Below are 12,387 nucleotides of genomic sequence, written 5' to 3'. Positions count from 1 at the left end.
TTTATGCTACGACCTTGCCCAACATTTTTTCTTATCAGGAGAGTAGGGCAATGGCCGACCAAAACGAACAAGCAACCGAAGCTGGCGAACAAGAAGCTGCACCGTTTCTCATTCACGGTCAATATATCAAAGATTTGTCTTTTGAAGTTCCCAACGCACCGGGCATTTTCGGCAAAATGATGCAAAACCAGCCCGATGTTTCTGTAAATGTCGATGTGGATGCTGCCAAATTGTCCGAAACGCAGTTTGAAGTGACATTGAAAATTCGTGCCGATTGCAAAGTGGGCGAAGATGTTGCCTTTATTTGCGAACTGGCTTATGGCGGCATTTTTGAACTGAACGTTCCGGCAGAACATCTCGAACCGATGTTGTTGATCGAATGCCCGCGCATGCTGTTCCCGTTTGCCCGCAACATCGTTGCCAGCACAACACGCGATGGTTCTTTCCCGCCGATGATGTTGAATCCGGTCGATTTTGCATCCATGTACCGTGCCCGTCTGGAAGCCCTTCAAAATCAACCAGAAGCCGGTCAAGCCTAAGCCGATCGCCTCTATATAAAATAAAAACGGCTTCTGGTTTATTCAGAAGCCGTTTTTTTTACTCATTAATGAACCAAACTTTTTGCTTTTTCCCGTTTTTCATCACCCCAGTCTTGGGCCGGTGTCGGGGCAACATGATCATGTTCTAAAGTCGTCCCGGTATTTTCACCTTTTAAGAAAACTTCGCCAGCGTGGTTTTTCACATGGACACCGCCGCCGGACCAATGGGCAACCTGCAATTTACCCTCCATTTCGCCAACAAAAAACTTGGTCCCACGAATACCGATGGTCGCATGTCGGGTTAAAACTTTCATACCATCTGGATTGGCTTTGGCAATGGAACCGGAAACGCCATCCATTGCGCCTTTCAGCAATTCCACAACCACATTGTCATTACCTGTCCCGAATGTATAATCATTAACAACAAAAGACGTTTGCGCCCCCAGTTTAAAACGACCGTCATCCGCCATGGCAATTTCCAGACGCGAGTCCGGCCCGGTTGATAAAATATCACCGATCATCACCTGATCGCCTTCTTTTAAAACACGAACCTGTGCATTTTGAACGGCCAGGGCCGAACCGCTTATAAGGTGAACTTTTCCGGCAACGCCTTTTGCAAAATCTGCCTGTGCGGCAAACCCGGCCAAGATCAGTGCCAGAAAGAACAAAGGGATAAAGCGTTTCATTTATGTTTCCTCTCCCGCCAACCAAATGGGATTTTTTATTTTTTCCAAAAAAGCCGCATGGGCGGCAAGTTCTTCTTCACTTGCGTGATGGGCCCGTGGCTCTCTAAATATTCGTTCTTTTTTAATCGTATCATCATCGCTGCCTGCTTCTTTTGCCAATTCCAAACCGGGTTGGCGCCCGCCGATCAATTCCAGATAAACTTCGGCCAGCAGCTCACTATCCAGCAAGGCACCGTGTTTTTCCCGGTTCGAGTTATCAACATTGAACCTGCGACACAATGCATCCAGATTGGCTGGTGATCCCGGAAATTTTTTGCGCGCAATGATCAGGGTATCAACGATATTATTGCCCATTTCGGGAAACTGATGGCCTTTTAATTCCCAATTCAGGAAGGGCACGTCAAAGCCTGCGTTATGAATAATCAAGGTGGCATCCCCGATAAAATCCAGAAATTCCTGTGCAACTTCTTTAAATAACGGAAAGTCACGCAAAAATTCTTCAGACAGACCATGAACCCGAAAAGCACCTTCCGGTATATCACGTTCCGGGTTGATATATTGATGATAGGTGCGCCCGCTCGGCATATGGTTGATCAATTCCACACAGCCGATTTCAACAAGTCGATGTCCTTGTTTGTATTCAAAGCCTGTGGTTTCCGTATCGAGAACGATTTCGCGCATGATCAATCCTGAAGTTCGTGGATTATCTTTTTAACCTGATTACGGGCAACACGAAAGCCCGATCCGGTAAAAATAATATAATCTGCCTTGCGCCGTTTTAAGGCATCCGGCATTTGTTTTTTTACAATTGCCCTATATTTTTCATCGTTCATTCCCGGTCGAGCCATCACCCGTTTTTTTTGTAGCGTTTTTGAAGCTGAAACCACCGCAATAGCATCACAACGATGTCCCCCGCCTGTTTCAAATAATAAGGGAATATCGAGCACGACAAGCTTGCGTCTTTGCAATCGGGCCAATCTTAAAAACTTTCTTTCTTCTTCACGAACCATCGGATGCAAAATGGCTTCCAGTTTTTTTAAGGCCGGGTCATTGCCGAAAACCTGCGCCCCCAGTTTTTGACGATCCACCGCACCGTTTGCATCCAGACAATCCCCAAAAGCCTGTTCAATCAAAGGGGTTGCCCGTCCATGTGCCCCCATTAATTTATGAACCGTTGCATCGGCATCATAAACAGGGACGCCATATTGGCGAAAGATCGACGCGGTTGCCGATTTTCCCATTCCGATTGAACCGGTCAGGCCAAGAACCAGCATATTTAGTTTTCCAGAACATACTGGCGTAAATCTTCATCTACGACCGGGTCTACGCCAAACCAGGCTTCAAAACCGGGGCGGGCCTGATGAAGCAACATACCCAAACCATCGACAACCGAACAGCCATGAACATGGGCTTTTTCCAACAAATTCGTTATTAACGGGGCATAGACAATATCATTGACCAAGGCTGTTTTTGGTAAATCAAACAGATCAATTTCCAACAAGGCTTGCCCACTCATCCCCAAGGTTGTTGTATTGGTTAAAAGATTGGCCCCACATAAGGCTTGTTCGCGTTCATGCCAATCGACAACCGTGATGGGGGCATCCAGTTCCTCAGCCAGTTTATCGGCACGTTCTTTGGTGCGATTGGTCAAACGGATTTCAGAAACACCCGCTTCTGCCAAGGCAATCAAAACGGCACGTGCGGCCCCGCCAGCCCCTAACACAACAGCTGGGCCAGCATCGGCCTGCCAGTCAGGTGCCCCACAAATTAAGTTTTGATAAAACCCGTAACCATCTGTGTTATCCGCAAAGATCGTTCCATCTTCTTTAAAAACCAAGGTATTGGCGGCCCCTATTTTTTTGGCCCGCGCACTCACTTCATCGGCAATTTTCAGGGCGGTTTCTTTATGAGGAACGGTTACGTTTGCCCCTTTAAACCCCATTGCCTGCATGCCGTGAACCGCCTTGGCAAAATGGTCCGGTTCGACAGGTAAGGGAATATAGGTTCCATCAATTTTATATTTTTCCAACCAGAAACCATGCAATCGCGGAGATTTGGAATGTCCGACAGGCCAGCCGATCACACCGGCAATTTTGGCTTTCCCTGATAAAATCATTGATCCATCTCCCCTTACATTGATTAACGCGTTAAAATATCACGCGATCGTAAAAATTCCAGAAGCGCCAAAAGCGGCAATCCCAAAATCGTGAAATAATCACCTTCAATACGGCTGAACAGCTGAACACCTTTGCTTTCCAGACGATAACCGCCAACCGTTGTCAAAACATCATCGCCTATATCTTCTAGATAACAATCCAGAAACATATCGCTAAAATCGCGCATTTCCAATTCTGCATCCTGCGCATAGGACCAGATCAGTTCCCCGTTTTTGACGATTGAGACCGCACTGATTAAATGATGAATTTTTCCACGTAAATCCATCAATTGTTTTTTGGCTTCTTTTTGATCAACCGGTTTGTCATATCTTTGGCCTTCACATTCCATCATTTGATCGGCCCCGATAATATAAGATCCGGGATATTTTTCAGAAACAGCCATCGCCTTGGCAAACGACAGTTTTAACGCGGTTTGGCGAACGCTTAATCCTTCGCTTTTAATAAGATTTTCATCCAGATCGGCAGGACAGCATTCTATATCCAGCCCGGCCCCTTGTAATAAATCAGCCCGGGATTTGGAGGCAGAGGCTAAAATAATTTTATTCACCATCCCAATTGCTATCCTCGTAAGCCTGATCGCGTTTCATTTTCAGGTTTAAAATAGCGGTCGCCGTTTCTTCAATGGATTTGCGGGTCACATCAATCATCGGCCAGCTGTGTTTATTACATAACTTACGGGCAAACTGGACCTCATCCACCACTGTATCCAGATCCACATAATCGGTATGTGCGGTTTCATTGAGCAGATTTAAACGGTTTTTACGAACCTGAATAAGACGGCGCGGATCTTTCGTCAGCCCCACGATTAAACATCCGGCAAATTTTGGATCGCTTAGATCAGTGGGCAGCGGACATTGTGGCACAATTGGAATATTTGCTGTCTTTAATCCTTTATTGGCTAAATAAACACAGGTTGGTGTTTTTGATGTTCGTGATACACCCAGCAAAATAATATCGGCATTGTGGATTTCATGGCTGGATTGCCCGTCATCATGGGCCAAGGCAAAATGCATGGCCTCAATCCGTTTAAAATAATTTTGATCCATTTCATGTTGAAGACCGGGCTTAAAGCTGGCTTCGGCACTGAATGTGTCTTTCAAAGCTTCCATGATCGGATCAAGAACGGCAATGCAGGGAACGCCTAAACTTTCACAACCTTTTTCCAATTGGGCACGCAGGTTTCGATCCACCATTGTAAAAATAACCACACCCGGATGGTTTTTGACACCATTGAGAATTTTGGCCACCTGACCGCTTGTACGCACCAGAGTCCAGACGTTTTCACAGACGGTAATGCCCTCAAACTGGGCAATACAGGCCCTAGCCAGTGTTTCGATGGTTTCCCCGGTGGAGTCGGAGACAAGATGGATGTGATAGTTGTTCATAAGTCCGCCAAACCTGGGGATAACTGGCCCAGTTGATCACAAGGGCCAATTCCATCCCGCTATTTGCAAAAATTCTCAACCCGCTTATCAGGCTATGCATAATTCTTTTGTACTCTGCCGCCTTGTGTGGACAAAGGTCTTTTTTTGAAAACTTATCCCCGTTATCCACAGAATTAAACACAGATCGGGCGACTCCGCTAAGATTTTGAGGCGACTCCGAAGGTAAAATTCTAAAATCCACAAGGCCGACTCCAATCCAGCCATATTTTAGCCAGAAACGTCCTTCATATGGGGACAGCTTGTGGATTAAATTTGATCCCCGTTATCCACAGGACCAACATCAACAACAAACTAAAGAAAATAACCTTTACTATTGTTATTGAACTGTGAATAACTCATCAAACTTTAGGGATCGAAGGGAAGACCGTATTATGGCATCGACAGACAAATTATTCTTACGCGCACTCAAAGGCGAAAAAACAGAACGTCCGCCGATTTGGTTAATGCGTCAAGCCGGACGCTATCTTCCCGAATATCTGGAAACCCGTGCCAAATCCAAAAATTTCCTGCATTTTTGTTATTCCCCGGATTTGGCAGAAGAAGTCACCTTGCAACCCCTGCGCCGTTATGGTTTTGATGCAGCTATTCTTTTTGCAGATATTTTAACTATTCCCGATGCTTTGGGACAGAAGGTTGAATTTGTAAAAGGCGAAGGCCCAAAACTGGAAGCTATTCGCGATATGGACGGGCTTTCAAAATTGAGCTTAGATGGGATCCATGATCATCTCGCTCCCGTCTATGAAACTGTCTCCAGGTTAAGTAAAAGCATTCCTTCCAGTACCGCGCTTATTGGTTTTGCCGGTGCGCCTTGGACAAATGCGACCTATATGGTCGAAGGTGAAGGATCAAAAAATTATGAGACAATCCGTCTTATTGCTTATCAGGATCCTGATTTCTTCCAGTCCTTAATTGATATGCTGGTTGAAGCGACTGCCGGATATTTGATTAAACAGATCGAAGCGGGTGCAGAAGCTGTCCAGATTTTTGACAGCTGGGCCGGTGTTCTTCCCGAAGATCAATTTGATCGTTGGGTGATTGCGCCAAATAAAGAAATTACCCGCCGCATCAAAGAAGCCTACCCGGATATTCCGGTTCTTGGCTTCCCGCGTGGGGCCGGGCCGCTTTACAAAAAATTTGTTCTGGAAACAGGGGTTGACGGTGTCAGCATTGATCAAACCGTTCCATTGGATTGGGCCGCCAAAGAACTGCAACCGTTATGCTGCGTTCAAGGAAATTTAGACAACCTGTGTGTGGTTGCCGGGGGCGAACAAATGGAAGTTCAGGTTCAAAAAATCCTTGATACCCTAAGCGATGGTCCCTTTATCTTCAACCTTGGTCATGGCATTGTGCCACAGACACCACCGGAAAATGTCGCGCGTGTGGTTGAGATGGTTCAAAATTATAAAAAGTGATCCTTCCTAAATAAAAGAAAAGAAGAGGGGAAAATATGAAGCTTGCTATTGTATTATTTAATCTGGGTGGTCCTGATTGCCCGGAAGCGATTGAACCTTTTCTTTTCAATTTATTTAACGATAAAGCAATTATTGGCGCACCGCAGCCGATCCGATGGATGTTGGCGCGTTATATTTCATCGAAACGCGCCCCGATTGCCGCCGAGATTTATTCCCATCTTGGTGGGAAATCCCCGCTTTTGAAACTGACACAAAATCAGGCCGATGCTTTAACGGCATCAATTTCAAAAGAAATGGGCGAAAGTGTTGAGGTTCAATCTTTTATTTCCATGCGCTATTGGCATCCGATGAGTGATGACTGTGCCCAAAAAGTAAAAGAATTTAACCCGGATCATATTGTTTTATTGCCGCTTTACCCACAATTTTCGACAACAACATCTGAATCTTCGCTAAAAGATTGGGAACAGGCGGCTAAAAAAGCAAAAATAACAGCCAAGACGACTTCAATTTGCTGTTATCCGACAAATAATGGATTTGCAAGTGCCATAACTGATCTGTTACTTCAACAAATTGAAGAAGCTTCCCATATTGGAAAACCGCGTGTTCTTTTTTCGGCTCATGGTTTGCCGAAAAAAATTGTCGAGCGCGGGGACCCTTACCAGTGGCAGGTTGAACAAAGCGCCTTGGCTGTGGTTGAAAAACTGAACATGCCCAATCTGGACTGGTGGGTGAGTTATCAAAGCCGTGTCGGGCCGTTAGAATGGATCGGGCCGGACACAGAAGATGAAATCAGCCGGGCTGGTCGTGAAAAAGTGCCCTTGATTGTAGTTCCTATCGCCTTTGTTTCCGAACATTCAGAAACTTTGGTTGAATTGGATATCGAATATAAGGAATTAGCCCAAAAACAAGGGGTCCCCGCTTATTTTCGAACACCTGCGGTAGGGACACATCCGTTTTTTATTGATGGCTTGCGTGATCTGGTTATTTCCCACATCTCAAATAAATGCGATGTGAAACCTGAAGGTGGCGTGCGTCTTTGTCCGCAAAAATACGGTCGCTGTATCTGTAAGGGATAAATAGAATGTTTGAAGACAGTTATTTGTGGTTCAAGGCGCTTCACGTGATTTCTGTGATGGCCTGGATGGCAGGATTATTTTATCTGCCGCGCCTTTATGTCTATCACACAAATGCAGAAACAGGTTCTGAACTGTCGGAAACATTAAAAATAATGGAACGTCGTCTTTTGCGCGCCATTATGTATCCAGCAATGGTGTCTTCAGCCATTTTCGGAACATTACTGCTGTTTGAAATTCAGGCATGGGATCAAGGTTGGCTTCACGTCAAACTTTTGTGTGTCGGGCTTATGATTGTTTTTCATTTTATGCTGGCAAAATATCGGCTGGATTTTCTCGCCGATAAGAACCAGAAGACTGAAAAATTTTACCGTATGATCAACGAAGTGCCGACAATCTTGATGATTGTTCTGGTTATTATGGTGATCGTAAAACCGTTTTAAGCTTTTATTTATCTGCCTTGTCCATTTCCTTTTTCGCAGCAATCACTCCGGCACAATCGGTTACCTGTAATTCTTTTAAATCTTTTGGCAGGGACAATGCGCTGTAGCGTCCGGAAACAACATAAATGCTGGTGAAATATTCCAATTTTGTCTTCAGGGCCTTTTTAATGGCTTCGCGCACGCCCGTGTCCATTCCTTCAGTCTCTGCATTACCGCGTCGATCAATTTTTGGCGGGTTTTCAAAGAAATAATGGTTGATTTGATCGCGAATTCGACTGGTTTTTAAACAGGCGCGATGTCCGAGAAGAAATTTACGGGGTTCTGCATAAACTGTCATACGGGCATTTAGACGTTTTGAAGGAATATAGGTCTCAAAAACACCTAAGAATATAATATCGCCGTGCTTTGCCGGGTCGCTATCCATCGAACCGCTACTATTTCCCGAACCACCTTTGTCACTTTTATCTTTAGAGCTGCCTTCATCACTACTGTCTCCTGATTTTACACCTTGTCCGGCGGCTTTCAATCGGTTGAATCCAGCTCCTGCATCTACATTTTCAGACAGAAAAAGGGAAAATATGAAAAATAATCCAGTAATTAGACAGATTTTTTTGACCATGATTCCACGCTCTTTATATTTGCTAACTGTTTCATACTATTCTCTTTCCAGTAAACTGAATGTCGGCTGCAAAGGCAACAGCAGATGTGAAAGAAATTTTGATGACTTGACTTTTATGTTGATTTTGAGGTAGAGCAATAAAAGCAACCGGATTAAAATTTTGGTTGTCCTTCCTTCTTTTGAATTTTCTGTTTTCGAAAGTATTCTTTTTTCGATTTAATCTTCAGAAAATAGAAAATCATTATATTTCAATAAGTTAGTAATCGCGTAGCCTTAAACGACGACATACAACAGACTTATCCTTTTTCCCATTTCACTATGTATGTAGATCACTTATGAATCTTCAGGAACTTAAAGAAAAATCCCCTGCCGACCTTTTGGCTTATGCTGAAGAGTTGGAAATTGAAAATGCCGGCAATATGCGCAAACAGGAATTAATGTTTGCCATTTTGAAAACTCTGGCGGAAAATGATATCACGATTTATGGTGGTGGCGTTTTGGAAGTGTTGCAAGACGGCTTCGGTTTTTTGCGTTCACCAGAAGCCAATTATCTGCCGGGACCGGACGATATTTATGTGAGCCCCAATCAGGTTCGTAAATTTTCGTTGCGTACAGGCGATACGGTTGAAGGTCAAATTCGGGCGCCCAAAGATGGCGAACGTTATTTTGCCCTGTTAAAAGTTGAAAATATCAACTTTGAAGAAGCAGCCAAAGCCCGCCACCGCGTCCATTTTGACAACCTCACACCGCTTTATCCGGATGAGCGTTTAAAAATGGAAATTGATGATCCGGAAAGCAAAGATTACACCCCGCGTGTTATTGATCTGGTTTCCCCGATCGGGAAGGGACAGCGCGCCCTTTTGGTGGCCCCGCCGCGTACCGGTAAAACCGTGATGTTGCAAAATATCGCCCATTCCATCGCAAAAAATCATCCGGAATGTTATCTGATCGTTCTCTTGATTGATGAACGCCCGGAAGAAGTGACCGATATGGACCGTTCTGTGAAAGGGGAGGTGATTTCCTCCACATTCGATGAACCGGCAACCCGTCACGTTCAAGTCGCTGAAATGGTGATTTCCAAAGCCAAACGTTTGGTGGAACATAAAAAAGATGTGGTCATCCTGTTGGACTCCATTACTCGACTGGCGCGCGCTTATAACACCTGTGTTCCTTCATCCGGTAAGGTTTTGACAGGTGGTGTGGATGCAAATGCCCTGCAACGTCCAAAACGTTTCTTCGGGGCGGCACGGAATATCGAAGAAGGTGGTTCTTTAACTATTATTTCCACGGCCCTGATCGATACAGGTTCGCGTATGGATGAAGTGATCTTTGAAGAATTTAAAGGCACGGGTAACTCCGAGATTGTGATGGATCGCAAACTTGCCGACAAACGGACCTTCCCGGCAATCGATATCACGAAATCCGGTACCCGTAAGGAAGACTTGTTGGTGGAAAAAGACACTCTGTCCAAAATGTGGGTTCTGCGTCGTATTCTGGACCCGATGGGCACAGCAGACGGTATGGAATTCCTGCTGGATAAGCTGCGTTATTCCAAAAACAACGATGATTTCTTCGATTCGATGAATTCTCGTTAATCAAGAAAAGGTGCCCCTCGCGAAAGCAGGGGCCTCTTTTTTTTATGTTGTTTTTTATCAGACAAGTACATGCGTTATGACTGCTGTTTCCTATGTAATTACCGTTTTTAATAAAGAAGAATATTTGCCGGAAGTGATCCGTTCCCTTGAAGCACAAATCGGGATTGAGGACCGCGAATATATTTTTATTGATGATGGATCCAGTGATCGTTCTGTTCAGGTTATTCGTGATTGCACCCGTGATCTGGATGCAAAAACAATCATTATTGAACAGGAAAATCTTGGGGCGTCGTGGGGAACAAACGCAGGTGTTGAAGCCGCCAGTCACGAATGGATTAAGCTATGTGATGGGGATGATCTGTTAACGCCACAATCGAGCCAATGGTTAATTGAAGCCTGTGAAAAATTTGATGTGCCCCATGCCTGGGGACAATCGGCCTATTTTGAATGGCAAGGTGAAGAAGATCCCTTAACCCGCGATGCCCCTTATCCGCAAATGGAAGTTATGGAAGACGGATTGAAATTTTTCATCCGCAATAATCCAGCGAATTCCACCTGTATGTTATTTAAGAAAAGCTTTTATCAACAGGTTGGGGGATGTGATTCACGTCTGGTTTCGCCGGATCAAATGCTGTTTTTGCGTCTTTTTGCCCATGCCAAGGGTGCACGCGTTCATGGGGATGTTGGTCTGTTGCCCCATGCAGCGCCTGATCGTTTATCTGCGCAAAAAGGGCGTTCCCGATATGAATCGGTCTTGGCGATGTATTTTACCATTTTGGAAAATCCGCCATTATTAACGCCTGATCATATTGATTATGCCTATAAACGGGCCATTTCACGGGCTGAACGTTTCCATCGCAAAGTCTATGGTGGATTGTTCAATCGGTTTTTATGGGATCATATTCGCACAAAAATATGCCCTCATAAGGACAAAGTTTCCGCGATTAAAAATTGTTTGGCCGCCTTCACACCGGATGGCAAAATCGAACGTTCAATAGATTGGAAACCGGGAGCGGGGAAAACGGGTAAAGCATCGGCTGATTTTTAAGACCCTGTCTTCATTTCCCGCAAGGCTGCTAAAATATCGTCTGTGTCTTTATCGATTTTACGATTAAGCACTTCGTTATTTTTAGACAAGGCAACGATCATACTGTTGAGTTCTTTATTTTCTGCCGCAATTTCACGGATAGATTCATTAAGCTCTTTATTCTGTTTACTGAGCATTTCAATACGTCGATTTTGTTGATGCAACATATCGGTTGTTGCGGCCCGCACCACTTTGTCCAAAATGATGGACCCAAAATATCCGGCAAATGTACCGAATAAACCAATACCCATTGCAGCCAAGGGAACCGCAATTAAGCGACCGATCAGGGTGACGGGATAATGATCGCCAAAACCGATAGTGGTGACGATCATAAAACAGAGCCAAACCGCATCCGACCAGCTTTTGATATTGGCGTTCGGATCGCCCATTTCCACCCAGTAAAGAGCGGGGCCGCAGATGGCAATCACAAAAAATGTGATGCCACCCAGCACGATTAAAACGCTGACAAAATCCAGTTTGGAGATTGAGAGAAAGCGAAAGTATCTTTGAAAGAAAATAGGGATCATTGGCCAAAGACGGTTTTTAAAATCTCGGTTGTACGTTTTGCCGGATCATTACGAATGGCGGCTTCTTCCTGTGCGAGGTAATGAAAGATGCCCTCCATCGCAAGGGTAGTTGTGTGATTTACCAAATCAGCTTTGACATCAGGGACAAACGGCATGGATTTATATTCGCCGATCAAGATATCATAAGCTTGCAGGGCACCAACGTCTTTTAAACTGTTTTTTGCCACTGGCTCAATCATGGCCCGCAATTTATCCGATGATACCTTTTTAAAATACTGGGTGGCGGCATCCTGTGGCCCTTGATAAATGGCGCGGGCATCTTCCAGTTTCATATTTGAAATGGCATCCCAGACAATTTCTTTGGCTTTTGGCGCGGCCTGTTCAGCAGCCCGGTTGATTTTAAGCTCTACATCGTCTGCCAGTGAAGACAGACCGACTTTACCAAGAAGTTTTTGAACTTGCTGTAATTGTGTGGGCAGGGGAATATGAATAGCAGGGTCCATATTATATCCGTCTTTTGCGCCAATTTGCGAAACTACCCGTTGGGTGCCAACTTTCAGGGCTTCCTGTAATCCTTGGATGATTTGATTTTCACTGAGGGTAGAAACAGAACTGGAATTGCCTGTGACAGAATTCGTCAGATTATCAATTACTGTTTTTTGAAAGGTATCTTTGAAATCTAGGGCATGGGCAGATGTTGCCGTTAAGAAAAAAGCGGTGGAAAGAAGAAGAAGTGTGCGCATAAGGATCAATCCTGTTTTCGGCGTTTCACGTGAAACAATCA

15 protein-coding genes are annotated in these 12,387 nt (G+C 44.7%); 6 read left to right on the top strand and 9 right to left on the bottom strand.

Going from position 1 to position 12,387, the window contains the following annotated elements; genetic code table 11:
- Window positions 1-50 precede the first annotated feature (50 nt).
- Window positions 51-539, top strand: coding sequence for a protein-export chaperone SecB (secB, locus tag IEW74_RS05615; RefSeq protein WP_188662572.1), 489 nt, complete (start codon window positions 51-53; stop codon window positions 537-539).
- A gap of 65 nt (window positions 540-604) precedes the next feature.
- Here secB and IEW74_RS05610 read toward each other — a convergent pair whose 3' ends face one another.
- From IEW74_RS05610 to IEW74_RS05585, 6 genes are read right to left on the bottom strand one after another with little or no spacing between them, the layout of a single operon-like run.
- A complete protein-coding gene (locus IEW74_RS05610; RefSeq protein ID WP_188662570.1) occupies window positions 605-1,225 on the bottom strand; it encodes a FecR family protein in 621 nt (206 codons plus the stop codon).
- Entirely contained in the window at window positions 1,226-1,906 is a 681-nt protein-coding gene (gene dnaQ, locus IEW74_RS05605; protein ID WP_188662568.1) for a DNA polymerase III subunit epsilon, read from the bottom strand.
- Between the two features lie 2 nt (window positions 1,907-1,908).
- The gene (gene coaE / locus IEW74_RS05600; RefSeq protein ID WP_188662566.1) at window positions 1,909-2,499 is read right to left on the bottom strand and encodes a dephospho-CoA kinase; all 591 of its coding nucleotides are present in this window, start codon (window positions 2,497-2,499) and stop codon (window positions 1,909-1,911) included.
- Window positions 2,500-2,501: 2 nt separating this feature from the next.
- Window positions 2,502-3,341, bottom strand: coding sequence for a shikimate dehydrogenase (locus tag IEW74_RS05595; protein WP_188662564.1), 840 nt, complete (start codon window positions 3,339-3,341; stop codon window positions 2,502-2,504).
- Window positions 3,342-3,364: 23 nt separating this feature from the next.
- On the bottom strand, window positions 3,365-3,952 hold the full coding sequence (locus IEW74_RS05590) for a Maf family protein (RefSeq protein WP_188662562.1): 588 nt from the start codon (window positions 3,950-3,952) through the stop codon (window positions 3,365-3,367).
- Window positions 3,942-4,787, bottom strand: a complete 846-nt coding sequence (locus IEW74_RS05585) for a pyruvate, water dikinase regulatory protein (RefSeq protein WP_188662560.1) — start codon at window positions 4,785-4,787, stop codon at window positions 3,942-3,944. Before IEW74_RS05585 ends, IEW74_RS05590 begins: the two co-directional genes overlap by 11 nt.
- Before the next feature lie 431 nt (window positions 4,788-5,218).
- Between IEW74_RS05585 and hemE the strand changes: the two genes are divergently transcribed.
- Genes hemE through hemJ form a run of 3 tightly spaced genes read left to right on the top strand, consistent with a single transcriptional unit; the run spans window position 5,219 to window position 7,775 of the window.
- The gene (hemE, locus tag IEW74_RS05580) at window positions 5,219-6,259 is read left to right on the top strand and encodes a uroporphyrinogen decarboxylase (RefSeq protein WP_188662558.1); all 1,041 of its coding nucleotides are present in this window, start codon (window positions 5,219-5,221) and stop codon (window positions 6,257-6,259) included.
- 35 nt (window positions 6,260-6,294) lie between these two features.
- Window positions 6,295-7,335: a ferrochelatase gene (gene hemH, locus IEW74_RS05575; RefSeq protein WP_188662556.1), complete on the top strand. Its 1,041-nt coding sequence runs from the start codon at window positions 6,295-6,297 to the stop codon at window positions 7,333-7,335.
- 5 nt (window positions 7,336-7,340) lie between these two features.
- Entirely contained in the window at window positions 7,341-7,775 is a 435-nt protein-coding gene (gene hemJ, locus IEW74_RS05570; RefSeq protein WP_188662553.1) for a protoporphyrinogen oxidase HemJ, read from the top strand.
- Between the two features lie 4 nt (window positions 7,776-7,779).
- Here hemJ and IEW74_RS05565 read toward each other — a convergent pair whose 3' ends face one another.
- Window positions 7,780-8,394 (bottom strand): hypothetical protein, encoded by a 615-nt coding sequence (locus tag IEW74_RS05565; protein WP_188662551.1) that lies wholly within the window; start codon window positions 8,392-8,394, stop codon window positions 7,780-7,782.
- A 335-nt stretch (window positions 8,395-8,729) separates the two neighbouring features.
- Here IEW74_RS05565 and rho point away from each other — a divergent pair, with 335 nt between their 5' ends.
- Window positions 8,730-9,989: a transcription termination factor Rho gene (gene rho / locus IEW74_RS05560; protein ID WP_188662549.1), complete on the top strand. Its 1,260-nt coding sequence runs from the start codon at window positions 8,730-8,732 to the stop codon at window positions 9,987-9,989.
- A 76-nt stretch (window positions 9,990-10,065) separates the two neighbouring features.
- A complete protein-coding gene (locus IEW74_RS05555) occupies window positions 10,066-11,037 on the top strand; it encodes a glycosyltransferase family 2 protein (RefSeq protein WP_188662547.1) in 972 nt (323 codons plus the stop codon).
- On the opposite strand, the gene IEW74_RS05550 is transcribed toward IEW74_RS05555, so the two are convergent.
- Window positions 11,034-11,603, bottom strand: coding sequence for a potassium channel family protein (locus IEW74_RS05550; RefSeq protein ID WP_188662545.1), 570 nt, complete (start codon window positions 11,601-11,603; stop codon window positions 11,034-11,036). The genes IEW74_RS05555 and IEW74_RS05550 overlap by 4 nt on opposite strands.
- Window positions 11,600-12,346 (bottom strand): DUF4197 domain-containing protein, encoded by a 747-nt coding sequence (locus tag IEW74_RS05545; protein ID WP_188662543.1) that lies wholly within the window; start codon window positions 12,344-12,346, stop codon window positions 11,600-11,602. The genes IEW74_RS05550 and IEW74_RS05545 overlap by 4 nt, the downstream gene beginning before the upstream one ends.
- Between the last annotated feature and the right edge of the window lie 41 nt (window positions 12,347-12,387).

This window comes from Terasakiella brassicae, from assembly GCF_014641495.1.
Classification (GTDB): domain Bacteria; phylum Pseudomonadota; class Alphaproteobacteria; order Rhodospirillales; family Terasakiellaceae; genus Terasakiella; species Terasakiella brassicae.
This window is presented reverse-complemented; position numbering and strand designations above follow the sequence as displayed.